The 22,411-nt window shown below is 71.1% G+C and carries 17 protein-coding genes; 13 read left to right on the top strand and 4 right to left on the bottom strand.

The window, feature by feature from the left end; all coding sequences use genetic code 11:
• Nucleotides 1-15: 15 nt before the first annotated feature.
• The 7 genes from ACZ5CZ_RS25435 (at nucleotide 16) to ACZ5CZ_RS25405 (ending at nucleotide 6,074) form a co-directional block, all read left to right on the top strand.
• The gene (locus tag ACZ5CZ_RS25435) at nucleotides 16-807 is read left to right on the top strand and encodes a cell division protein FtsQ/DivIB (RefSeq protein WP_468946242.1); all 792 of its coding nucleotides are present in this window, start codon (nucleotides 16-18) and stop codon (nucleotides 805-807) included.
• 279 nt (nucleotides 808-1,086) lie between these two features.
• On the top strand, nucleotides 1,087-2,298 hold the full coding sequence (ftsZ, locus tag ACZ5CZ_RS25430; protein ID WP_385843948.1) for a cell division protein FtsZ: 1,212 nt from the start codon (nucleotides 1,087-1,089) through the stop codon (nucleotides 2,296-2,298).
• The gene (pgeF, locus tag ACZ5CZ_RS25425) at nucleotides 2,295-3,026 is read left to right on the top strand and encodes a peptidoglycan editing factor PgeF (protein WP_385843947.1); all 732 of its coding nucleotides are present in this window, start codon (nucleotides 2,295-2,297) and stop codon (nucleotides 3,024-3,026) included. Before ftsZ ends, pgeF begins: the two co-directional genes overlap by 4 nt.
• 6 nt (nucleotides 3,027-3,032) lie before the next feature.
• Nucleotides 3,033-3,752 (top strand): YggS family pyridoxal phosphate-dependent enzyme, encoded by a 720-nt coding sequence (locus tag ACZ5CZ_RS25420; RefSeq protein ID WP_468946238.1) that lies wholly within the window; start codon nucleotides 3,033-3,035, stop codon nucleotides 3,750-3,752.
• Between the two features lie 128 nt (nucleotides 3,753-3,880).
• The gene (locus ACZ5CZ_RS25415; RefSeq protein WP_385843945.1) at nucleotides 3,881-4,522 is read left to right on the top strand and encodes a cell division protein SepF; all 642 of its coding nucleotides are present in this window, start codon (nucleotides 3,881-3,883) and stop codon (nucleotides 4,520-4,522) included.
• A 61-nt stretch (nucleotides 4,523-4,583) separates the two neighbouring features.
• Complete coding sequence (locus ACZ5CZ_RS25410; RefSeq protein WP_385843943.1) at nucleotides 4,584-4,874, top strand: YggT family protein; 291 nt, start codon at nucleotides 4,584-4,586, stop codon at nucleotides 4,872-4,874.
• Nucleotides 4,875-4,928: 54 nt separating this feature from the next.
• Nucleotides 4,929-6,074, top strand: coding sequence for a DivIVA domain-containing protein (locus ACZ5CZ_RS25405; RefSeq protein ID WP_385843942.1), 1,146 nt, complete (start codon nucleotides 4,929-4,931; stop codon nucleotides 6,072-6,074).
• A gap of 227 nt (nucleotides 6,075-6,301) precedes the next feature.
• Here the strand turns inward: ACZ5CZ_RS25405 and ileS are convergent, their stop codons facing one another.
• Nucleotides 6,302-9,445: an isoleucine--tRNA ligase gene (gene ileS, locus ACZ5CZ_RS25400; protein ID WP_468946234.1), complete on the bottom strand. Its 3,144-nt coding sequence runs from the start codon at nucleotides 9,443-9,445 to the stop codon at nucleotides 6,302-6,304.
• A 593-nt stretch (nucleotides 9,446-10,038) separates the two neighbouring features.
• On the opposite strand from ileS, the gene ACZ5CZ_RS25395 reads away from it, so the two are divergent.
• The 4 genes from ACZ5CZ_RS25395 (at nucleotide 10,039) to ACZ5CZ_RS25380 (ending at nucleotide 13,109) form a co-directional block, all read left to right on the top strand.
• The gene (locus ACZ5CZ_RS25395) at nucleotides 10,039-10,989 is read left to right on the top strand and encodes a TraR/DksA family transcriptional regulator (RefSeq protein WP_468946232.1); all 951 of its coding nucleotides are present in this window, start codon (nucleotides 10,039-10,041) and stop codon (nucleotides 10,987-10,989) included.
• A gap of 67 nt (nucleotides 10,990-11,056) precedes the next feature.
• Nucleotides 11,057-11,626: a signal peptidase II gene (gene lspA, locus ACZ5CZ_RS25390; protein ID WP_468946229.1), complete on the top strand. Its 570-nt coding sequence runs from the start codon at nucleotides 11,057-11,059 to the stop codon at nucleotides 11,624-11,626.
• A gap of 74 nt (nucleotides 11,627-11,700) precedes the next feature.
• Nucleotides 11,701-12,645 carry an RluA family pseudouridine synthase gene (locus tag ACZ5CZ_RS25385; protein WP_385843938.1) on the top strand — a complete coding sequence of 315 codons (945 nt, stop codon included), beginning with the start codon at nucleotides 11,701-11,703 and terminating at the stop codon, nucleotides 12,643-12,645.
• Complete coding sequence (locus tag ACZ5CZ_RS25380) at nucleotides 12,642-13,109, top strand: GNAT family N-acetyltransferase (RefSeq protein WP_385843937.1); 468 nt, start codon at nucleotides 12,642-12,644, stop codon at nucleotides 13,107-13,109. Before ACZ5CZ_RS25385 ends, ACZ5CZ_RS25380 begins: the two co-directional genes overlap by 4 nt.
• A 34-nt stretch (nucleotides 13,110-13,143) precedes the next feature.
• Here ACZ5CZ_RS25380 and ACZ5CZ_RS25375 read toward each other — a convergent pair whose 3' ends face one another.
• Together ACZ5CZ_RS25375 and ACZ5CZ_RS25370 are read right to left on the bottom strand one after the other, a co-directional pair.
• Nucleotides 13,144-18,420: a trypsin-like peptidase domain-containing protein gene (locus tag ACZ5CZ_RS25375; protein ID WP_468946226.1), complete on the bottom strand. Its 5,277-nt coding sequence runs from the start codon at nucleotides 18,418-18,420 to the stop codon at nucleotides 13,144-13,146.
• 11 nt (nucleotides 18,421-18,431) lie between these two features.
• On the bottom strand, nucleotides 18,432-18,743 hold the full coding sequence (locus ACZ5CZ_RS25370) for a trypco2 family protein (protein ID WP_385843934.1): 312 nt from the start codon (nucleotides 18,741-18,743) through the stop codon (nucleotides 18,432-18,434).
• 246 nt (nucleotides 18,744-18,989) lie between these two features.
• On the opposite strand from ACZ5CZ_RS25370, the gene ACZ5CZ_RS25365 reads away from it, so the two are divergent.
• Entirely contained in the window at nucleotides 18,990-20,576 is a 1,587-nt protein-coding gene (locus ACZ5CZ_RS25365; protein WP_468946223.1) for a Na+/H+ antiporter, read from the top strand.
• Between the two features lie 25 nt (nucleotides 20,577-20,601).
• Here ACZ5CZ_RS25365 and ACZ5CZ_RS25360 read toward each other — a convergent pair whose 3' ends face one another.
• Complete coding sequence (locus tag ACZ5CZ_RS25360) at nucleotides 20,602-21,696, bottom strand: mechanosensitive ion channel family protein (RefSeq protein WP_385843932.1); 1,095 nt, start codon at nucleotides 21,694-21,696, stop codon at nucleotides 20,602-20,604.
• A 105-nt stretch (nucleotides 21,697-21,801) separates the two neighbouring features.
• Between ACZ5CZ_RS25360 and ACZ5CZ_RS25355 the strand changes: the two genes are divergently transcribed.
• The gene (locus ACZ5CZ_RS25355) at nucleotides 21,802-22,380 is read left to right on the top strand and encodes a dienelactone hydrolase family protein (RefSeq protein WP_385843931.1); all 579 of its coding nucleotides are present in this window, start codon (nucleotides 21,802-21,804) and stop codon (nucleotides 22,378-22,380) included.
• Nucleotides 22,381-22,411 lie beyond the last annotated feature (31 nt).

Below are 22,411 nucleotides of genomic sequence, written 5' to 3'. Positions count from 1 at the left end.
AAGGGCAGTGAGAGCGTGGCCGGACCGACGACCGCCGAGCGCGGGGAACGCCAGCAGGAGTCGTCCGGCCCGCCGCCCGTCCGCCGCCTCGGCCGGGTCCGCCTTCGGGCGGTGGTCGTCCTGGCCGCGGCCGTCGTGCTCCTCGGCGCCGGCGTCTGGGTGCTGTACGGCTCCGAGTGGCTGCGGGTGGAACGCGTCACGGTGTCCGGCACCCGGGTGCTGACCCCGGCCGAGGTGCGCGAGGCGGCCGCCGTGCCGGTCGGGGCGCCGATGATTTCCGTCGACACGGATGCCATCGAGGCGCGTCTTCGCCGGAAATTGGCCCGAATTGACGCCGTTGATGTGGTTCGTTCCTGGCCCCATGGAATCGGCCTGAAAGTGATTGAGCGCACTCCGGTTCTCCTGGTGCCAAAGGGCGCGAAGTTCATCGAAGTCGACCACGAAGGTGTCCGTTTCGCCACGGTTTCCCAGGCGCCGAAAGGCGTTCCGCTGCTGGAATTGTCCGCATCCCGTTCCGGTTCCGGCGCCGCCAGCTTCCGGCGCTTCGGCGTCGACCGGCTGGACCGCGAGGCGGTGCGGATCGCGGCCGACCTGCCGGCCGCCGTCGCCGGGACCACCAGGGCCGTCCAGGTGCGCTCCTACGACGACATCGTCGTGGAGTTGGGCGACGGGCGCACCGTGGCCTGGGGCAGCGACGAGAACGGCCGCGCCAAGGCACGGGCCCTCACAGCTCTCATGAAAGCAGCTCCCGGCGCGCGGCACTTCGATGTCAGCGTTCCCACCGCCCCTGCGTCATCGGGGAGTTGACGCACATCAGCGCAGGCCAGCACCCTGGTTGGGCACTGCTATGGCTGATCACATAGGGTGAAAAGAAAAACGGGAGGTTCGGCGTGTTCGTTGAACGGGCGCCACTTGTCGACTTAGTGTCCTGTTCAGAAGACTCCAGGGAACAGACACACTGGTAACCCTAAACTTCAGGGTTAGGGTTCGGGTCGGCGCTACGGACCGTCCCATTCGGCATCCGTCGTCCCGGCGCGGGGCACCGCCCGGCGGCGACAACGTAATTCGAGGCGAGAGGCCTTCGACGTGGCAGCACCGCAGAACTACCTCGCAGTCATCAAGGTCATCGGTGTCGGCGGCGGTGGTGTCAATGCCATCAACCGGATGATCGAGGTCGGTCTCAAGGGCGTCGAGTTCATCGCCATCAACACCGACGCGCAGGCGCTGTTGATGAGCGACGCCGACGTCAAGCTCGACGTCGGCCGCGAACTCACCCGCGGACTCGGCGCCGGCGCCAACCCGGCCGTCGGCCGCAAGGCCGCCGAGGACCACCGCGAGGAGATCGAGGAGGTCCTCAAGGGGGCCGACATGGTCTTCGTGACGGCCGGTGAAGGCGGCGGCACCGGCACCGGCGGCGCGCCCGTCGTGGCCAACATCGCGCGCTCCCTGGGCGCCCTCACCATCGGCGTGGTCACCCGCCCGTTCACCTTCGAGGGACGGCGCCGCGCCAACCAGGCCGAGGACGGCATCGCCGAGCTGCGCGAAGAGGTCGACACCCTCATCGTCATCCCCAACGACCGGCTGCTGTCCATCTCGGACCGCCAGGTCTCGGTCCTGGACGCCTTCAAGTCCGCCGACCAGGTCCTGCTCTCCGGTGTGCAGGGCATCACCGACCTCATCACCACGCCCGGTCTGATCAACCTGGACTTCGCCGACGTCAAGTCGGTCATGTCCGAGGCCGGTTCGGCCCTCATGGGCATCGGCTCGGCCCGCGGCGACGACCGCGCGGTGGCCGCGGCCGAGATGGCGATCTCCTCGCCGCTGCTGGAGGCGTCCATCGACGGCGCCCGCGGGGTGCTGCTCTCCATCTCCGGCGGCTCCGACCTCGGTCTGTTCGAGATCAACGAGGCGGCCCAGCTGGTCAGCGAGGCGGCCCACCCCGAGGCCAACATCATCTTCGGCGCCGTCATCGACGACGCCCTCGGCGACGAGGTCCGGGTCACCGTGATCGCGGCCGGCTTCGACGGCGGCCAGCCGCCGGCCCGCCGGGACAACGTCCTCGGCTCGGCCTCGGCCTCGGCGCCCACCCGCCGCGAGGAGCCCGCTCCGGTACGGCAGTCCGAGCCCAGCCGTCCCTCCTTCGGCACGCTCGGCAGCGTCAAGCCCAAGGAGGAGCCGGAGCCGGTCGCCGAGCCGGTGGCCGACATCCCGGTCGCCCCGCCGGTGACCCCGGCCCCGCGCCCCTCCTACACGGACAGCGCGGCCGAGGAGCTGGACGTCCCGGACTTCCTCAAGTGATAGGACAGCAGGAGAGCGTGAGCGGCGCGCACTTCGCCTTCACCGACCGGTGGGGCGGGGTGAGCGCCGCTCCGTATGAGGAGCTCAACCTCGGCGGCGCGGTCGGCGACGACCCGGCGGCCGTACGGGCCAACCGGGACCTCGCCGCCGCATCCCTGGGGTTCGGCCCGGACCGGGTCGTCTGGATGAACCAGGTGCACGGCGCCGAGGTGGCCGTGGTGGACGAACCGTGGGGCGAGCGGCCGGTGGTGCCGGAGGCCGACGCGGTCGTCACCGCCCGGCGCGGACTCGCCCTCGCCGTGCTCACCGCGGACTGCGTGCCGGTGCTGCTGGCCGACCCCGTCGCCGGGGTCGCCGCCGCGGCCCACGCGGGCCGGCCCGGCATGGTCAAGGGGGTCGTCCCGGCCGCCGTGCGGGCCATGATCGAACTCGGCGCCGTCCCCGGGCGGATCGTCGCCCGCACCGGACCGGCGGTGTGCGGCCGGTGCTACGAGGTGCCGGAGGCGATGCGCGCCGAGGTGGCCGCCGTCGAGCCGGCGGCGCACGCCGAAACCAGCTGGGGCACGCCGGCGGTCGATGTGAGCGCCGGCGTGCACGCACAGCTCGACCGGCTCGGGGTGTGCGACCGGGCGCAGTCGCCGGTGTGCACGCTGGAGTCGGGGGACCACTTCTCGTACCGCCGCGACCGCACCACCGGTCGGCTCGCGGGCTATGTCTGGCTGGACTGATGGGGCATGACGGACCGTAAGACCGAACTCGCCGCGAACCTGGCGAATGTGGAGGAGCGCATCGGCGTCGCCTGTGCGGCGGCCGGCCGGGCGCGGGAGGAGGTGACCCTGATCGTGGTCACCAAGACCTACCCGGCGAGCGATGTGCGGATCCTGTCGGAACTCGGTGTGCGCCATGTCGCCGAGAACCGGGACCAGGACGCGGCCCCGAAGGCCGCCGCATGTGCGGATCTGCCCCTGAAGTGGCATTTTGTCGGCCAGTTGCAGACCAACAAGGTCCGTTCCGTGGTCGGTTACGCGGATGTCGTGCAGTCCGTGGACCGTTCCAGGCTCGTCACCGCTCTGTCGAAGGAGGCGGAGCGGGCCGGGCGCGAGGTGGGGTGCTGCATCCAGGTCGCGCTGGACGCGGGCGAGAGCGGCCGCGGTGAGCGCGGGGGCGTGGCTCCCGAGGGAATCGAAGAGTTGGCCGACCTCGTCGCCGCCTCGCCCGGGCTGCGGCTCGACGGACTGATGACCGTCGCCCCGCTGACCGGCGAGTACGCGGGACGCGAACAGGCGGCGTTCGAGCGGCTCATGGATTTGTCGACTGACCTGCGCCGAGCCCATCCGGCTGCAACCATGGTGTCCGCAGGGATGAGTGCGGACCTCGAACAGGCCGTGGCCGCCGGGGCGACACATGTACGCGTCGGCACCGCGGTACTCGGAGTCCGCCCGAGGCTCGGGTAACGTCGCCAGGAAGTCGGACCACAGCAGAAAATATGGTCAATGCCCGTGAAGGTGGGCGCAACGACCACGTGGATCGCGGGCACTTGGCAGTCGTCAGTCGATCCACCACAGAGCGGAGGACTCAGAGCATGGCCGGCGCGATGCGCAAGATGGCGGTCTACCTCGGCCTCGTGGAGGACGATGGGTACGACGGCCGCGGATTCGACCCCGACGACGACTTCGAGCCCGAACTGGACCCGGAGCCCGAGCGGGACCACCGACGGCACGAAGTGTCGCATCAGTCACATAATGCACATCAGTCCCAAAGGGACGAAGAGGTGCGAATCGTCCAACCGCCCGCGCCTCGCGAGCCGGTGGCCCGTGCGACCTCGCTCACCGCGGAATCCTCGCGTCCGGCACGGATCGCGCCCGTGGCGTCCATCACACAAGAACGTCAGTCCCTGGAGAAGAACGCACCGGTGATCATGCCCAAGGTCGTGTCCGAACGAGAGCCGTACCGGATCACCACGCTCCACCCGCGGACCTACAACGAGGCCCGTACCATCGGGGAACACTTCCGTGAGGGCACCCCGGTGATCATGAATCTGACTGAGATGGATGACACAGACGCGAAGCGACTTGTCGACTTTGCGGCCGGTTTGGTGTTTGGTCTTCACGGCAGCATCGAGCGGGTGACGCAGAAGGTGTTCCTGTTGTCTCCTGCTAACGTCGATGTCACGGCGGAGGACAAGGCCCGCATCGCAGAGGGCGGGTTCTTCAACCAGAGCTGAGACGCAGACCGGATCGAAGTACGGAAGAGCACGGGAAACAGGGGAGAGGGAAGCGCAAGCCATGAGCGTGTTCGCGCAGGTGATCTACATCGCGCTGATGGTGTTCCTCGTCGTGCTGATCTTCCGGCTGGTCATGGACTACGTCTTCCAGTTCGCCCGCTCGTGGCAACCCGGCAAGGCGATGGTGGTGCTCCTGGAGGCCACCTACACTGTCACCGATCCACCGCTGAAGCTTCTGCGGCGGTTCATCCCGCCGCTGCGTCTCGGGGGCGTGGCGCTCGACCTGTCCTTCTTCGTACTGATGATCATCGTCTACATTCTCATCGCCGTCGTGCAGAACTTCGTGAGATGAGCGTGTGGACGACCCGGTCTTGCCGACTGCCGATGACTACGTTGAGGTGAAGAGATGCCGTTGACCCCCGAGGACGTGCGGAACAAGCAGTTCACGACCGTCCGCCTCCGAGAAGGCTATGACGAGGACGAGGTCGATGCCTTCCTCGACGAGGTCGAAGCCGAACTGACCCGTCTGCTCCGCGAGAACGAGGATCTGCGCGCCAAGCTGGCCGCCGCCACGCGTGCCGCCGCGCAGAACCAGCAGAACATGCGCAAGGGTCCGCCGGAGCAGGACCAGCAGCAGAACCCCCAGCAGCAGCAGGGCATGCGAGGTCCCGGCGCGCCGGTGCCCGCCGGCATATCGGGCCCGCCGCAGCAGCAGATGGGCGGCCCCATGGGTGGCCCGCCCCAGCTGCCGAGCGGTGCCCCGCAGCTGCCCGCCGGTCCCGGCGGCCAGGGCGGCCCGCAGGGTCCCGGTCCGATGGGCCAGGGTCCGATGGGTCAGGGTCCGATGGGTCAGGGCCCGATGGGTGGACAGCCCCCCATGCAGCAGCAGATGGGCATGGGCGGCCCGATGGGCGGTCCGATGGGCGGCCCCGGCATGCCCGGTCAGGGCCCTGGTGGCGACAGCGCCGCCCGTGTCCTCTCGCTGGCCCAGCAGACCGCCGACCAGGCGATCGCCGAGGCCCGCTCCGAGGCCAACAAGATCGTCGGCGAGGCCCGCAGCCGCGCCGAGGGTCTGGAGCGTGACGCCCGTGCCAAGGCCGACGCCCTGGAGCGGGACGCGCAGGAGAAGCACCGCGTCGCGATGGGCTCCCTGGAGTCCGCCCGCGCCACGCTGGAGCGCAAGGTCGAGGACCTGCGCGGCTTCGAGCGCGAGTACCGCACGCGTCTGAAGTCGTACCTGGAGTCGCAGCTGCGCCAGTTGGAGACCCAGGCCGACGACTCCCTGGCCCCGCCGCGCACCCCGGCGACCGCCTCGCTGCCGCCGTCCCCGGCGCCCTCCATGGCCCCGGCCGGTGCGAGCACCCCGTCGTACGGCGGCAACCAGACGATGGGCGGCAACCCCGGCCCGTCCGCCCCGTCCTACGGCGGTCAGCAGCAGATGACCCCCGCGATGACCCAGCCCATGGCCCCGGTCCGTCCGCAGGGTCCGTCCCCAATGGGCCAGGCGCCGTCGCCGATGCGCGGCTTCCTGATCGACGAGGACGACAACTGAGCACCCCACGGTGAGTAGTACGCCGTAGGCGTCGGCAGCGCTCAATAGGGCGGGCCCCTGGACTCCGGTCCGGGGGCCCGCCCTTTTTACGCGTGTTGCGTGACGGAACCGCGTGTTGCGTGACGGAACCCGGAAGGGCCCGGCCTCCGCGGGGAGACCGGGCCCTTCTCGGTCAGCGCTCGGCGCCGACGCGCTGTGCCTGCGCCTTGTGCTTTACAGCGTGTGCCTTACGCCTTGTGCAGCCGGAACGTCAGGGACAGTCCCTCGTCGGTGAACGGCTCACCGAAGCTGTCGTCCCCCTCGCCCTGCTGGAAGTCCGTCGACAGGACCTCCTCGGCGATCAACTCGCTGTGCTCGGCCAGCGCGGCGACCACCGCCGGGTCGGTCGACACCCACCGCAGCGCGATCCGGTCGGCCACGTCGAGACCGCTGTTCTTGCGGGCCTCCTGGATCAGCCGGATCGCGTCCCGGGCCAGACCCGCCTGCCGCAGCTCCTCGGTGATCTCCAGGTCCAGGGCGACCGTGGCACCGGAGTCGGAGGCCACCGACCAGCCCTCGCGCGGGGTCTCGGTGATGATCACCTCGTCCGGGGCGAGGGTGACGGTCTCGCCGTCGACCTCCACGGACGCCGTTCCCTCGCGCAGCGCCAGCGACAGCGCGGCCGCGTCGGCGCTCGCGACCGCCTTCGCCACGTCCTGCACCCGCTTGCCGAACCGCTTGCCCAGCGCACGGAAGTTGGCCTTGGCGGTGGTGTCCACCAGGCTGCCGCCGACCTCCGACAGGGACGCCAGGGAGGTGACGTTCAGCTCCTCGGTGATCTGGGTGTGCAGCTCCGGGTCCAGGGACTCGAAGCCGGTCGCGGCGATCAGCGCGCGGGACAGCGGCTGGCGCGTCTTGACGCCCGACTCCGCGCGCGTGGCCCGGCCCAGCTCAACCAGCCGGCGGACCAGGACCATCTGCCGCGACAGCTCCGGGTCGATCGAGGACGGGTCCGCCTGCGGCCAGGCGGCCAGATGCACCGACTCCGGGGCGCCCGGGGTCACCGGCACGACCAGGTCCTGCCACACCCGCTCGGTGATGAACGGCGTGATCGGCGCCATCAGCTTGGTGACCGTCTCCAGCACCTCGTGCAGCGTGCGCAGCGCGGCCTTGTCGCCCTGCCAGAAGCGGCGCCGCGAACGGCGGACGTACCAGTTGGACAGGTCGTCGACGAACGCGGACAGCAGCTTGCCGGCGCGCTGGGTGTCGTACGTCTCCAGCGCCTCGGTGACCTCGCCGACGAGCGCGTGCAGCTCGGACAGCAGCCAGCGGTCCAGCACCGGGCGCTCGGCCGGGGCCGGGTCGGCGGCGCTGGGCGCCCAGTTCGTCGTACGGGCGTACAGGGCCTGGAAGGCGACCGTGTTCCAGTAGGTCAGCAGCGTCTTGCGGACGACCTCCTGGATGGTGCCGTGGCCCACCCGGCGGGCCGCCCACGGGGAGCCGCCGGCCGCCATGAACCAGCGCACCGCGTCCGCGCCGTGCTGGTCCATGAGCGGGATCGGCTGGAGGATGTTGCCCAGGTGCTTGGACATCTTGCGGCCGTCCTCGGCCAGGATGTGGCCGAGGCAGACGACGTTCTCGTACGACGACTTGTCGAAGACCAGGGTGCCGACCGCCATCAGCGTGTAGAACCAGCCGCGGGTCTGGTCGATCGCCTCGGAGATGAACTGCGCCGGGTAGCGGCTCTCGAACAGCTCCTTGTTCTTGTACGGGTAGCCCCACTGCGCGAACGGCATCGAGCCCGAGTCGTACCAGGCGTCGATGACCTCCGGCACGCGCGTGGCCGTCTTGCCGCAGCCGTCGTGGCGGCAGGCGAAGGTGACCTCGTCGATGTACGGCCGGTGCGGGTCGAGGCCCGACTGGTCGGTGCCGGTCAGCTCGGTCAGCTCCGCGCGGGAGCCGACGCAGGTGAGGTGGTCGTCCGCGCAGCGCCAGATCGGCAGCGGGGTGCCCCAGTAGCGGTTGCGGGAGAGCGCCCAGTCGATGTTGTTGTTCAGCCAGTCGCCGAAGCGGCCGTGCTTGACCGTCTCCGGGAACCAGTTGGTCTTCTCGTTCTCCTGGATGAGGCGGTCCTTGATCGCCGTCGTACGGATGTACCAGGAGGGCTGCGCGTAGTAGAGCAGCGCGGTGTGGCAGCGCCAGCAGTGCGGGTAGCTGTGCTCGTACGGGATGTGCTTGAAGAGGAGGCCGCGCTGGGACAGGTCCTCGGTGAGCTTTTCGTCCGCCTTCTTGAAGAAGACGCCGCCGACCATCGGCACGTCCTCCTCGAAGGTGCCGTCCGGGCGGACCGGGTTCACCACGGGCAGGCCGTAGGAGCGGCAGACCTTGAGGTCGTCCTCACCGAAGGCGGGGGACTGGTGGACCAGACCCGTACCGTCCTCGGTGGTGACGTAGTCGGCGTTGACCACGTAGTGCGCCGGCTCCGGGAACTCGACCAGCTCGAAGGGCCGCTGGTACGTCCAGCGCTCCATCTCGGCACCGGTGAAGGTCTGCCCGGTGGGCTCCCAGCCCTCGCCGAGGGCCTTGGCGAGCAGCGGCTCGGCGACGACGAGCTTCTCCGTGCCGTCGGTCGCGACGACATAGGTGACCTCGGGGTGCGCGGCGACCGCCGTGTTGGACACCAGGGTCCAGGGGGTCGTCGTCCACACCACGAGCGCGGCCTCGCCGGCGAGCGGACCGGAGGTGAGCGGGAAGCGGACGTACACGGACGGGTCGACGACCGTCTCGTAGCCCTGCGCCAGCTCGTGGTCCGACAGGCCCGTGCCGCAGCGCGGGCACCAGGGGGCGACGCGGTGGTCCTGGACCAGCAGCCCCTTGGAGAAGATCTCCTTCAGCGACCACCAGACCGACTCCACGTACTCCGGGTCCATGGTGCGGTAGGCGTCGTCCAGGTCGACCCAGTAGCCCATGCGGGTCGTCAGCTCGGCGAAGGCGTCGGTGTGCCGGGTCACGGACTCACGGCACTTGGCGTTGAACTCGGCGATGCCGTACGCCTCGATGTCCTGCTTGCCGGAGAAGCCCAGCTCCTTCTCGACCGCCAGCTCCACGGGCAGGCCGTGGCAGTCCCAGCCGGCCTTGCGGGCCACGTGGTAGCCGCGCATGGTGCGGAAGCGAGGGAAGACGTCCTTGAAGACGCGGGCCTCGATGTGGTGGGCGCCGGGCATGCCGTTGGCGGTGGGCGGGCCTTCGTAGAACACCCATTCAGGGCGGCCCTCGGACTGCTCCAGGCTCTTGGCGAAGATCTTCTGCTCACGCCAGAAGTCGAGCACGGCGTGCTCAAGAGCGGGCAGGTCGACCTGTGCGGGCACCTGGCGGTACGTCGGCGCTGTCATCTGCGAGCATCCTCCAACGGACTTGCTGCCTTCCGTCGGAGGGACGAGAGCCTGCTGTTCAGCCTGCGCCGGTGCGGCGCGCTCCCGCGGTACCACCCTCCTTGGCCCGCCGCCGCGCCGTACGCGTCGGTGAGCCCGCTCATTGGCTCGCGAAGCCGGTTCTACCGGCCCACAGGGGGCTTTCTTCCGGCGGCTCCGGGGTGATCTTCACGACGCGCTCACCCCCGGGCTCACACCGTCCCCGGGTCGCTCTGGGCTGCGTACGCCGCTACTCGTCCCCATCCACGCTTTTCGCTCCGCCCAGTGTACGGCGCCCCGCGGACAGCGGCCGACCGAATTCCGGGGCGGCGCGGCGGACGGCGCGGAGGGCGGCCGGATGACCCGAATGGCGAGGGGGCGGGCGGACGCGTCCGGGGAGCCCCGGCCCGGCGGATTACCCGGCGGGGAGCTGGGCACAACGGTTGCAGGCCCGCTGCGCGGGGGGTGCGGGCGGGCGAATCGGGCGGTGTGCCCCGTTGCCGCGGGACTCGAGTCGATTTATCGTCCCAGCACGATTCGCGAGCAAGATCACAATATGTGAAGGGGCCGCGGCCATGGTGGCGAAAAAGACCGCCGTACAGCAGGGTGCCGCCTCCACGGGCCGGGCGGGACCGGTGAAGACGGCCGCCGGGAAGACGGCTGCCGGTAGGACGACCGCCGGTGCCGGGAAGACGACGACGACTGCCAGGAAGGCGACCGCGCAGAAGGCGGCCGCGAAGAAGACGGCGGCGAAGAAGACTGCCGTGAAGAAGACAGCCGTGAAGGAGCCGGCTGGGCAGAAGGCGGCCGCGAAGAAGACAGCGGCGAAGAAGAGTGTGGCGAAGAAGACGGTGGCCAAGAAGACGGTGGCGAAGGACGCAGCCGTGAAGGAGCCGGTCGGGCAGCACGCTGTCGGCCGGCAGGCCGCCGAGACGACGGTCGCCGGGAAGACGGCCGCCGGGACGACGGTCGCCGAGCGGGCCGCCGGAAAGAGCACGGCCAAGAAAGCGGGCGCGGCGCGGGCCGCGAAGCAGACGGGAGCCACGACAGTGGGTGCGAAGAAGACTCCTGGTACGGCCACGGCCGAACAGACCGCAGTGCCCAAGGCGCGGGCCTCCGCGGCGGACCCCGGCGAGCTGGCGGTACGCCCCGGAGAGGACCCCTGGACCGCGGAGGAGGTCGAGGAGGCCCGTACGGAGCTCCAGTCGGAGATGACGCGGCTGCGCGAGGAGATCAGCTCCTCCGAGGCCTCCCTGGTCGGCCTGATGCGGGACTCCGGGGACGGCGCCGGCGACGACCAGGCCGACACCGGCACCAAGAACATCACGCGCGAGCACGAGCTGGCGCTGGCCGCCAACGCGCGCGAGATGCTGACCCAGACCGAGCGCGCCCTGGAGCGGCTGGACGCGGGCACCTACGGCCTCTGCGAGAACTGCGGCAATCCCATCGGCAAGGCGCGCATGCAGGCCTTCCCGCGGGCCACCCTGTGCGTGGAGTGCAAGCAGAAGCAGGAACGTCGCTCCTGAGCGTCCGGGGCCGTCGGACCGTGCCGTAGTCTCGTCCTCAGTCAGGCACCTAGGTCGAGGGACTCACGTGGCAGAGGCGGAGCGCATCATCGGTACGCCGGATACCCCGGACGACACAGAGCAGCCGGCGGCGGCCCAGCAGCGGACGGGCCGCCGGCGCCGGATCGGCGTGCTGTTCGCGGTGGCCGCGTTCGCCTACGCGCTCGACCTGGTCAGCAAGCTGCTCGTGGTCGCCAAGCTGGAGAAGCACGCGCCGATCCAGCTGCTCGGGCAGTGGCTGGAACTGCACGCCCTGCGCAACCCGGGGGCCGCCTTCGGTTTCGGGGCGGCCTTCACGGTGATCTTCACGCTGATCGCCGCGGCCGTGATCGTCGTGATCATGCGGCTGGCCCGCAAGCTGTACAGCCTGCCCTGGGCGATCGCGCTCGGCCTGCTGCTCGGCGGTGCCCTCGGCAACCTCACCGACCGGATCTTCCGCTCGCCCGGCCTCTTCGAGGGCGAGGTCGTGGACTTCATCGCGCCCAAGGGCTTCGCGGTGTTCAACCTCGCCGACTCGGCGATCGTGTGCGGCGGCATCCTGATCGTGCTGTTGTCCTTCCGCGGCCTGGACCCGGACGGCACCGTCCACAAGGACTGAAGGCCAAGGCCGTCCACAGGCGGTTTTCCACAGGCTCGTGCGGGCCGGTTCCCGCCGTCCGGCATACTCGACGGGTGAGCACGATTCCCGAGATCCGTACCCTGCCCGTGCCCGACGGCCTGGAGGGCGAGCGCGTCGACGCCGCCATCTCCCGCATGTTCGGCTTCTCCCGCACCAAGGCCGCGGAGCTGGCCGCGGCCGGCAAGGTCCAGGTCGACGGCGCGGTGGTCGGCAAGTCCGAGCGGGTGCACGGCGGCGCCTGGCTGGAGGTCGAGATGCCGCAGGCGCCCCAGCCGGTGCAGGTGGTCGCCGAGCCGGTCGAGGGCATGGACATCGTGCACGACGACGATGACGTGGTCGTGATCGTCAAGCCGGTCGGCGTGGCCGCGCACCCCTCCCCGGGCTGGACCGGCCCGACCGTCATCGGCGGTCTCGCCGCCGCCGGATACCGGATCTCCACCTCCGGCGCCGCCGAGCGCCAGGGCATCGTGCACCGGCTGGACGTCGGCACCTCGGGCCTGATGGTCGTCGCCAAGTCCGAGTACGCGTACACCTCGCTCAAGCGCCAGTTCAAGGAGCGCACGGTCGACAAGCGCTACCACACCCTGGTCCAGGGCCACCCGGACCCCACGAGCGGCACCATCGACGCCCCGATCGGCCGCCACCCGCAGCACGACTACAAGTGGGCGGTCACCGCCGACGGCAAGCCCTCGGTGACCCACTACGACCTCGTCGAGGCGTTCCGCGCGGCCTCCCTGCTGGACGTGAAGCTGGAGACCGGCCGCACCCACCAGATCCGCGTCCACATGGCCGCCCACCGCCACCCCTGCGTCGGCGATCTCACCTACGGCGCCGACCCGACCCTCGCCAAGCGGCTGCGGCTCACCCGCCAGTGGCTGCACGCCGTACGCCTCGGTTTCGAGCACCCCGGGGACGGCAGCTGGGTGGAGTTCGAGAGCGACTACCCCGAGGACCTCCAGCGGGCCCTCGACCAGGTCCGCGAGGAGACCTACGCGTGAGCGTGCCGTACACCGTGCGGGTCGCCGAGGACCCCGCCGACCGCGAGGCCTGCTTCGCGGTCCGCAAGGAGGTCTTCGTCCGCGAACAGGGCGTCGCCGAGGACATCGAGTACGACGCCTACGACGCCGTGGCCGTCCATGTGCTGGCGGTCCGGGGGGACGGGGTGCCGCTCGGCACCGGGCGGCTGCTGCACGGCGAGGCGGCCGCCGCCAAGACCGGCGGCGACCCGCAGGTGGGCTCCCTCGGGCGGCTCGCCGTCTCCCGGGAGGCCCGCGGGCTCGGCGTCGGCGTGGCCCTGGTGCGGGCCATCGAGGACGCGGCACGCGCCCGCGGCCTCACCGCGGTCGACCTGCACGCCCAGACCCACGCCCTCGGCTTCTACGAGCGGCTGGGCTACGCGGCGTACGGCCCGGAGTTCCCGGACGCCGGCATACCCCACCGGGCGATGCGCCGCGCGCTGTAGCGGCGCACCGCCGGGCCACCGGCCGGCCCCGCTGTCAGGCGGCCTGATCGAACACGGCCGCGAAGCGCCTGGCCTCGGCGGCCGTGTCCGCGCCGATGTCCGGGCGGGCGAGCAGCAGCTCCACGATCTCCCGCCCGGGGCGCTGCCCCGAGGTGGCCAGGATGATCTCCTGGTTCTCCCGGAGCCAGCGCAGCGCGTGCTCCTCGGCCGCCCGGAGCTGCTCCGCCGCCAGCAGGTCCAGCGGCAGCAGCGACCTCAGCACCAGCCGTGCCTTGAAGTGCGGCATGTGCAGCCCGAGCCACTGGAGGGACCAGCCCACCACCGAGCCGAGCCGCTCGGCCGGGAAGGTGCGGACCCGGAGCAGGGCGTCCAGGTAGAAGCAGATCTCGAAGCCCGTGGGGTCGGGGCGGACCTGGTCGTGGGTGAGCCCGGCCAGCGGTTCGGCGACATGCCAGGGGATGTCGCTTCGGGCCAGCAGGGACTTCAGCAGCCGGGGTGCGCTGACCTCCCCGAGATGGGTCGCACCCCAGCGCACGGCGCAGGACGCGATGATCTCCATCTGCTCCGGTGTCAGGTCGGAGCGTTCGAGGAGGGGTTCCAGCACGAGCTGGACGTCGTGCCCGGACCGTTCGTCGGTCACCCAGTCCCGGGAGTGGCCGACCAGCCGGGCGAGGTCGGCCGCCGTGGGCCAGCGCGACGCGTTGAGCCGATGGAGCACGTCCGTCGCCTGCGGGGTGCCGCCGTGCAGCTCCAGCCAGCGCAGGGCGGTGCGCACCGTCTTCCGTCCCTCCTCCGGTGCCATGTGCCGCTTGAGCAGCGTCTTGAGGACGAACTGCGCCTCGTGCAGCAGGGCGTGACGCTGCATCCAGCGTTCGGTGTGCTCCAGCGCGGTCGCGGCCTGGGCCGGGCTGAGGTCCTCGCGCATCAGCAGCCCGCGCAGCACCAGACGTGCCTGGGGCGTGTCCCCCTGCTGCTTCAGCCACCGTTCCGCCGTGGCGACGGCCCGGCTGTGCATGGCGCCGGCGAGGCGGCGCCGGGTGAGGACCCGGTTGAGATGGTGCGCGCTGTCCGGATCGGTGAAGTGTGCGTCGACCCGGTCCAGCACGAGCGCGGCGAGCGAGTCGAACTCCTCCTGGGACAGGCCCTTCTGGCTGAGCAGGGCGCCGACCAGGTCCAGGCTGGGAAGCCCGTCCCCGCTCTGCCGCAGATGCGCGACGGCGTCGGCGATCGAGTCCCCGGCCGCGGCGGTGCGCCCCTGCGCCCTGACCTTCGCGGCGTGGACGGCGGCGAGCTTGACGTGCCCGGGGTTCTTCTCCAGCCAGGTGGTGGCCGCTTCCAGGGTGATGGTCAGCTGCTCTTCGGTGATGTCGGGCCGCCCCAGCAGATCGGCCAGGAGCAGGCCCGCCAGGTGGTGCTCGCAGTGCATGGCGCCCCAGACCGTGGCGAGTTCGACCGCGGTGCGGGTGTCGGTCTCGTTCAGTTCCTCGCGCCGCAGCAGGGCACGCACCGTACGCTCCGAACGGTAGGTGTCCAGATGCTCCCGCGCCCAGGACAGCGCACGGCTCACCGCCTGTTCGACCTCCTGCTCGGTGAGGTCGTTGCGGAAGAGCAGGTTGCCGAGGATGCGGCTGGACAGCAGGATGTCGCTCTGGTGCTGCTCTATCCAGCCGAGGGAGAGGCCGAAGACGGTGCGCAGCTGCGGGCCGTCCATCTCCCAGCCGTTGAGCAGGTGTTGCAGGACGAAGCCTGCCCCCTCCTCGTCGCCGTGCCCGGTCAGCCAGCGCACCGCCTTGGCGACCGTCTGCGGGACGGCGGCCGCCGGCAGATCGGTCCGGGCGAGGAGCGCGGCGAGGACCCAGCTGCTGCCGGTCTCGGGCTGGTGTCCGTCGAGCCAGGAGAGCGCGGTGGCGGACGCCCGGGCGACCGTGTCGGCGGTCAGCCCCTGGCGTTCGAGCAGCGCGCCGATGACATGGCTCGCCGAACTGCCGTCGCCGTGTGCCACGAGCCAGTCGAGCGCCGCCGCGACATGCCGTTCGGCGTCCTGGGCGGACACGTCGCGCTGCCGCAGCAGTCGTACCAGGGCGTAGCTGTTGTCCTCGTCGTGGGGCTGGCCCTGGAGCCGCTGCTCCGCGTAGCGCGTCGCCATGCCGCGTTCGTCGGGGGTGAGGCCGTGGCACTCGAGCAGCGAGTTGATGAGGCGGTCGGCCTGGTGGGCCAGCGCGTGCAGCCCCAGCCAGTGGTCGGCGTGGGCCACGAAGCGCCGGGTCTCCGCCGGCGTCAGGTCCGGCCTTTCGATGACGACGCGGATGAAGAAGTCGGCGGCGGAGTCCGCGGCATGCTGGTCCAGCCACTCGTCGGCGAGCCGGACCGCTCTGTCGCGTTCCGCCTCGGTGAGGTCCCGCCGTCTGAGCAGCACGTCCAGCACATAGGTCCAGTCGGAATCCTTGGGCTGCTCCTCGGTCCACAGGATGCCCCGCCGCACGGCGGAGCGAAGCTCCTCGCCGGCGAGGTCCTCGCGGGCGAGGAGCCTGCTGAGCACATGGCTGGCGTCCTGGCGGGTGCCGTACAGGTCGAGCCAGGCGTCGGCCCAGGCGAGGACCTTCCGGGTCTCCTCCTGGTTGGCGCCGGGCCGGCCGACCAGAGGGCTGATCACATGGCTCGCCTCGGGCGTGAGACCGTTCTTGTCGAGCCATTCCCCGGCCCGCAGGGCGGTCTGCCGCCGCACGGCGGGGACGAGGTCGTCGCGGGCGAGCAGCTTGGACAGCACATGGCTCGCCTCGTGCAGGGTGCCGTGTTCCCGCAGCCACGGGCCGGTGCGGCTGATGGCCAGGTGCGCGTCCTTCTGCGGCAGCGTGGGGTGTTCGAGCAGCTTGCCGAGCACCTGCGCGGCCTCGCGCTTGCCGCCGTGGTACACCAGCCACCGGCCGGCGGCGGCGAAGACGCGCTGCTCCTGCTGCCGGGCCAGATCCCGGCGGGCCAGGATCCTGGTGAACAGGACACCGGCCTCGGCGAGCTGGGAGTTGTTCTCCAGCCACTGCACGGCCGCCTGGATCACCTCGGCGAGGAACTCCGTGCTGACCTCCTCGCGGTCGAGGAGGATGCTCAGCACATAGCCGCCCTCGCGCCGCCGGCTGTAGGTCTCCAGCCACTGGAGCGCGGTGGGCACCAGGCGCCGGGCGGCGGCCACGGGCAGGTTCTTGATCCCGCGGCGCAGCACATGCCGGGCGTTGACGGTCCCGCCGTACTCCTCCATCCAGGGATCGACGATCGCCTGCCAGTGCTCCACCAGGGGGCCGGCCCACGGGGGTCCGGAGCAGATCGCGCCGAGCGCGTAGCCGCCGACGTCGGGGTCGCGCTGCATGACCTGGCCGATGGCGGGCGCGTTCGCGGCGAACCAGTCCGAGAGACAGTCGCGGACCTCGGTGTCGCGTTTGCGGAGCGCGAGGTCGTTCAGCTGGCGGGCGAGGTTCGTCGAGTAGCGGCCGATGGTGCGGGGTTCCGTGAAACAGCCGGACAGCAGGTCGTAGGTGCGCCCTGGGTCGACCGTCATGCCGTCGGGCAGGATCACCGACTCGACCAGCTGGTCGCAGACGATGTCGTGCGCCACCTCCAGGTGCCCGTCGCCGTCGCCTTCCAGCCAGCCGAGGCCGACCAGGGCCGTCAGGACGGTCTCGGCGCGGGCGGCGCCGCCGGGCTGCGCGGCGAGCGCGGTGGCGGCCGCGTCCAGCACCGCGGGCCGGGCCTGCGGGCAGGCGGCCGCGGCCGCAGCGGCGGCGACCAGGTCGTCCGAGGCGTGCACGCCGTCCAGGGACGACTTGGCGGCGGGCACGGTGAGCGCGTCCTCGTGCAGCCGCGCATGGAGCCATCTGGCCAGCTCGGTGCCCTCCCGCAGGCCCGCGAGATCGGGCTGGGGGATGCGGTCCCGGGCCCGGCGTTCCAGTTCGCAGGCGATGAGCAGCGCGAGGATGGGGCGGCGCCCGCACAGCTGCCGCATGCGCTCCGCGCCGATGTCGGCCATGGCGGTCGGGGCGAGCTGGTGGAGGGCCTGGTCCGCGACCAGCCGCAGGAACTCCTCGTCCTGCCGCAGATGCACCTCGCCGAAGAAGGACCGCAGTCTGGCCCGGTGCTGTTGCAGCCAGCCCGGGCGCACCGACGCCAGGAAGACCACCGAGATGTTCTCGCGGGCGGCATCGGGCAGCAGCCGGCCCTTGACGGCCTCCAGGTCGAGCGGTGACTCCCCTTCCCGCTCGGCCAGGAACAGGTTCAGGTAGTCCAGTACGACGAGGACGTCCCGCGAGTCGGACTGGACCGCCCGCGCGATGTCCTCGGTGAGGGACGGCGAGCCGCCCGGCCGCACGTGCAGCACCCGCCAGCCGGCCTCCTGGGCCAGCCGGCCCACCTCGATGCCGGTGCGGGTCTTCCCGGTGCCCGCCTGCCCGACGAGCAGCAGGCCGTCGTCGTTGCCGTCCAGGATGCGGTCCCAGATCCGGCGGGGGTCGGCCTCGTGGTCGGTGCCCGGGAAGACGAAGGGCAGATGGTCGGAGATGAGGTTCTTCTTGAACCCGGTCAGACCGGCCAGCAGGTCGTCCTGGTCGACGACGGCGGCGAGGGGGTCGGCGTCCCCGGGGTGGGTGAGGTGGATGTCCCGGATCTTGACCATGACACCGTCGCTCTTGAGCACGGTCTTGAACTCGGGATCGTCCCAGGCCAGGGCGATCGGCTCGGCGGTGAGGCTGCCCGGTCCGGCCGGGGTCTGGCGGTGGCTCTGGACCCCGACGAGCCAGCCGTCGTCCTCGGTGAAGAAGGCGGCACCCGACATGCCCTTCCAGGGATCGGGCCCGGTCAGAACGGGTGCGTCCGGGGTGGCGATGTCCAGGTGGCCGGACTTCAGGTTCGAGCCGAGCCGGACGACGCCGTGCACCTCGACGTTGCCGCGCCCGGGGAGACCGGGGATCTCCTCCCGGCGGGCGTGCCGGGGAAAGCCGTTGCCGAACACCTTCACCGTGCCGGGCCCGGACGGCAGCCGGCCGAACGCGACCGGCCCCGTGCCGGGCAGGGGATCACGCAGCTGGAGAAGTGCCAGGTCCTGCGTCTTCGAACGCCATGCCACGTGGGCGAGGAGCCGCTCCGCGGAGCCGCCGAGCATGACGCTGATGGTGCGCGGTCCTCCGGTGTCCGTCTTCCGGAGCAGATGCTCGGCCGTCAGCACCAGACTCTTGGTGATGAGGAACCCCGAGCCGTAGTCGCCGTCCCCGCCCTGCTGTACGAGGATCTCCGCGACGCGAGCGGTGTAATTGATGCGACCCCCCATGTGCTGTTCCCCTACGCGAGCAGGTCGGAGACGTCGTCACCGGTGAGCACGGTGGTCGGCTGCCCGTGCTCGTCGTACGTCTCGGCGCTCAGCCGCAGCTTGATCACATGGGTGCGGGTGTTCTTGCTCCCGCCGGAGGCCTCCCCGGAGAGCACCCAGAACTTCACCCCGCCCTTGGCCTGCTTCGACTTCTCGACGGCGACCTGGAGCTCCAGGTCGAGGGATTCGATGCGGAACCGGACGTCCTTGCCGTCGGCCTCGGCTCGGGCGGTCTCGATCTCGGATCGCAGGGACGCGAGAAGGTCGGAGAGTTCGATGTCCATGGTGGCCTCCAGACATGCCGAGGGCGGTGACCGGCGCGGCGGGTTCGGCGGATGTCACTGACATTACGTCAATTCTCCGGAAAAGAGCGGAGGTTGGCGATGCTGCTCGTTCCGTCCGGGGTGGGCGTGCAGTGTATGCGAGCGTGCCAGAGGCATGAAAGTCCCTCACGCCTGACCCGTTCGCCGCAGGTCGCGGTGGCAGACTGGGAGGCCTGCCGTGTGATCGTCGACCCCCGGAGCGCCGGCGTGGATCAGTTGGCCCTGTTGTTCGTGCTGCTGCTCGGGGCGCTGGTGAGCGTCCCGGTGGGGGACCGGTTCGGGGTGCCGGCTCCGGTGCTGATGACGCTGTTCGGCGGGGTGCTGGCGGTGGCCGACTTCGTGCCCAACGTGGACATCCCGCCCGAGCTGATCCTGCCCGGGCTGCTGCCGCCGCTGCTCTACGCGGCCGTACGGCGCACCTCCTGGCGGCAGTTCACGGCGAACAAGCGTCCGATCTTCCTGCTGGCCGTCGCGCTGGTGTTCGTGACGACGGTGTGCGTGGCGGTCGTCGCCGCCGCGATCGTGCCGGGGCTGCCGATCGCCGCGGCCGTGGCGCTCGGCGCCCTGGTCGCCCCGCCCGACCCGGTCGCGGCGACCAGCGTCGCCGGTCAGCTCGGCCTGCCGCGCCGCCTGGTGTCGATCCTGGAGGGCGAGGGGCTCTTCAACGACGTCACGGCCATCGTGCTGTACCACGTGGCGATCGCCGCCGTGGTGAGCGGCGCCTTCTCCCCCTGGCGGGCCGGCCTGGACCTGGTGCTGTCCGCCGTCGTCGCGGTGGGCGTGGGGCTGGTGCTCGGCTGGGGCGCGAACCGGCTGATGAACCTGCTGGGCGATCCCACCCTCCAGATCGGCATGACGCTGCTGGTGCCGTACGCCTCCTATGTGCTCGCGGAGAAGCTGCACGGCTCCGGGGTGCTCGCCGTGCTCACCACGGCCCTCTTCCTCGCCGAGTACTCCACCGACGCCGACGACGTGATGACCCGGCTGGCCGGGCACACCTTCTGGGACATCATCGACACCCTCGTCACGGGCGTCGCCTTCGGGCTGATCGGCCTGGAGCTGCACAACGCCGTCAACACGGCCCGGGGCCGCTGGGGCGAGCTGCTGGGGTGGGCGGCGACCGTGGTCGCGGTGGTGGTCGTCGTACGGCTGCTGTGGCTGCTGCCGGCCACCTGGCTGACCAAGCGGCTGCACGCCCTGCGGGACTACGACGAGGAGATCCCGATGAGCTGGCGGGAGACCGTGGTGATGTGGTGGTCCGGGATGCGCGGGGTGGCCTCGGTGGCGCTGGCCCTGGCGATCCCCTTGCGGACCGACGCGGGCGCCCCCTTCCCGCAGCGGGACGTCCTCGTCTTCATCGCCTTCGGGGTGATCATCGCCACGCTGGTGCTCCAGGGGCTGACCCTGCCGTGGCTGGTGCGGCGGCTCGGGGTGCGGGCCGACTCCGAGCGGGAGAAGGAGTTCGAGAAGGAGCTGGCGGTGCGGGCCGCGAAGGCGGCGAAGCGCAGGCTGCGGGAGATCGAGCAGGTGGAGGAGTTGCCCGAGGACCTGTCCGAGCAGATGCTGCGGCGGGCCTACGACATCGGGATCCGGATCAGCCCGGACATGGGGGAGGAGGAGCGACGGGACGCCCAGCACCAGCGGGCCAGGCGGCTGAAGCGGATCCGCCGCATCCAGGGGGAGATGCTGAGCGCGGCCCGGCACGAGGTGCTGGCGGCGCGCAGCGAGCCGGGGGCGGACCCGGAGATCGTGGACCGGGTGCTCCGGCATCTCGACGTGCGCTCGCTGCGGTGATCCGGACGGCGTCTCCCACGGCCGGTCAGGAGGTGCGGCGGGCGTGGGGTATGTCCGCCCGCTTGTGCAGGGGGACCGTGTTCGGGGGCCGGTGGGGTACCGGGGTGGTGGTGACGCGGGGCAGGGCGTACGGGTGGTGTTCCGCCAGCCAGGTGATCATCTCCTCGCGGACCGTGACCCGTGCCGTCCAGATGTCGTCGGCGTCCTTGGCGGTCACCAGCGCGCGGACCTGGATGGTGGTCGGTGTGGTGTCCGTCACCACCAGGCCGTAGGCCCGGCCGTCCCAGGCCGGGCAGGAGCGCAGGATGTCGCGCAGCTTGTCGCGCATCGCCTCGATGGGCGCGCTGTGGTCGAGGTGCCAGTAGACGATGCCGGTCATCTGCGGGGTGCCCCGGGACCAGTTCTCGAAGGGCTTGGAGGTGAAGTACGACACCGGCATGGTGATCCGGCGCTCGTCCCAGGTCCGTACGGTCAGGAAGGTCAGGGTGATCTCCTCCACCGTGCCCCACTCGCCGTCCACGACGACCGTGTCGCCGATGCGGACCATGTCGCCGAAGGCGATCTGCAACCCCGCGAACAGGTTGGACAGCGTCGACTGGGCCGCGACACCGGCGACGATGCCGACGATGCCGGCGGAGGCCAGCAGCGAGGCACCGGCCGCGCGCATCTCCGGGAAGGTCAGCAGCATCGCGGCGATCGCGACGACGGCGACCGTCGCCGACACCACCCGCATGATCAGCTCCACCTGGGTGCGCACCCGGCGGACCCGGGCGGCGTCCCGGTGGGCGCGCGCATAACGGCTGTAGCTGGTCTCCACGACCGCCGCGGCGATCCGGATCACCAGCCAGGCGGCGGAGCCGATCAGCACCAGGGTCAGCGACCGGCCGATGCCCGCCTGGTGCTGCTCCAGCAGTTTCGTCTGGTCGTAGGAGCCGCGCAGCAGGGCGGCGCACAGGACCAGCTGGTACGGGATGCGGCCGCGGCGCAGCAGCCCCCACAGCGGGGTGTCGGGGTGCGCCGCGTCGGCCTGCCGCAGCAGCCGGTCGGTGAGCCAGCCGACGGCCACGGTGATCAGCACCGAGCCGCCGAGGACGACGAGAGGTCGGAGCAGGTTCTCCATGACTGCGCGTCTAACCCGCCTCCGCCGGGCATGAACATGTGACTTCGGCGGCATGCGGGGTACGGCGGCACCGGCACTGTCGTACCCGGCTGGCACCATGGCCTCATGAACATCATGCTCTTTCACTCCACCTACGGACTCAGGCCCGCGGTGCGCGAGGCCGCCGACCTGTTGCGCCGGGCGGGCCACGAGGTGTGGACGCCCGACCTCTTCGAGGGGCGGACCTTCGACACGGTCGAGGACGGCATGGAGTTCAACAAGGGCATCGGCAAGGAGGAGCTGCTGAAGCGGGCGGTGCTGGCGGCGGCGCCGTACTCCGACCGCGGGCTGGTGTACGCGGGCTTCTCACTCGGCGCCTCCCTCGCGCAGACCCTCGCCCTCGGCGACGACAAGGCGCGCGGCCTGCTGCTTCTGCACGGCACGTCGGACATCGCCGAGACCGCGCAGGTGGACGGCCTGCCGGTGCAGCTGCATGTGGCCGAGCCGGACCCGTTCGAGACGGACGACTGGCTGACCGCCTGGTACCTCCAGATGGGCCGGATCGGCGCCGAGGTGGAGATCCACCGGTACGCGGGCGCCGGCCACCTGTACACGGACCCCGGCCTGCCGGACTACGACCGCGAGGCCGCCGAGGCCACCTGGCGGGTGGCGCTCGGCTTCCTCGACGAACTCCGCTCGGCGTAGCGGCGGCCGCCCTCGGGGGCCGTGCCGTGCC

Source organism: Streptomyces sp. NPDC031418, from assembly GCF_055581605.1.
This window is presented reverse-complemented; position numbering and strand designations above follow the sequence as displayed.

What these genes read in the sequence shown, in the direction of transcription:
- ACZ5CZ_RS25355 (WP_385843931.1), top strand. Translation starts at nt 21,802, where the DNA reads ATGAACATCATGCTCTTTCACTCCACCTACGGACTCAGGCCCGCGGTG.
- ACZ5CZ_RS25410 (WP_385843943.1), top strand. Translation starts at nt 4,584, where the DNA reads ATGAGCGTGTTCGCGCAGGTGATCTACATCGCGCTGATGGTGTTCCTC.
- ACZ5CZ_RS25360 (WP_385843932.1), bottom strand. Translation starts at nt 21,696, where the DNA reads ATGGAGAACCTGCTCCGACCTCTCGTCGTCCTCGGCGGCTCGGTGCTG.
- ileS (WP_468946234.1), bottom strand. Translation starts at nt 9,445, where the DNA reads ATGACAGCGCCGACGTACCGCCAGGTGCCCGCACAGGTCGACCTGCCC.
- ACZ5CZ_RS25370 (WP_385843934.1), bottom strand. Translation starts at nt 18,743, where the DNA reads ATGGACATCGAACTCTCCGACCTTCTCGCGTCCCTGCGATCCGAGATC.
- ACZ5CZ_RS25420 (WP_468946238.1), top strand. Translation starts at nt 3,033, where the DNA reads ATGACGGACCGTAAGACCGAACTCGCCGCGAACCTGGCGAATGTGGAG.
- ACZ5CZ_RS25375 (WP_468946226.1), bottom strand. Translation starts at nt 18,420, where the DNA reads ATGGGGGGTCGCATCAATTACACCGCTCGCGTCGCGGAGATCCTCGTA.
- ACZ5CZ_RS25415 (WP_385843945.1), top strand. Translation starts at nt 3,881, where the DNA reads ATGGCCGGCGCGATGCGCAAGATGGCGGTCTACCTCGGCCTCGTGGAG.
- ACZ5CZ_RS25395 (WP_468946232.1), top strand. Translation starts at nt 10,039, where the DNA reads ATGGTGGCGAAAAAGACCGCCGTACAGCAGGGTGCCGCCTCCACGGGC.
- ACZ5CZ_RS25405 (WP_385843942.1), top strand. Translation starts at nt 4,929, where the DNA reads ATGCCGTTGACCCCCGAGGACGTGCGGAACAAGCAGTTCACGACCGTC.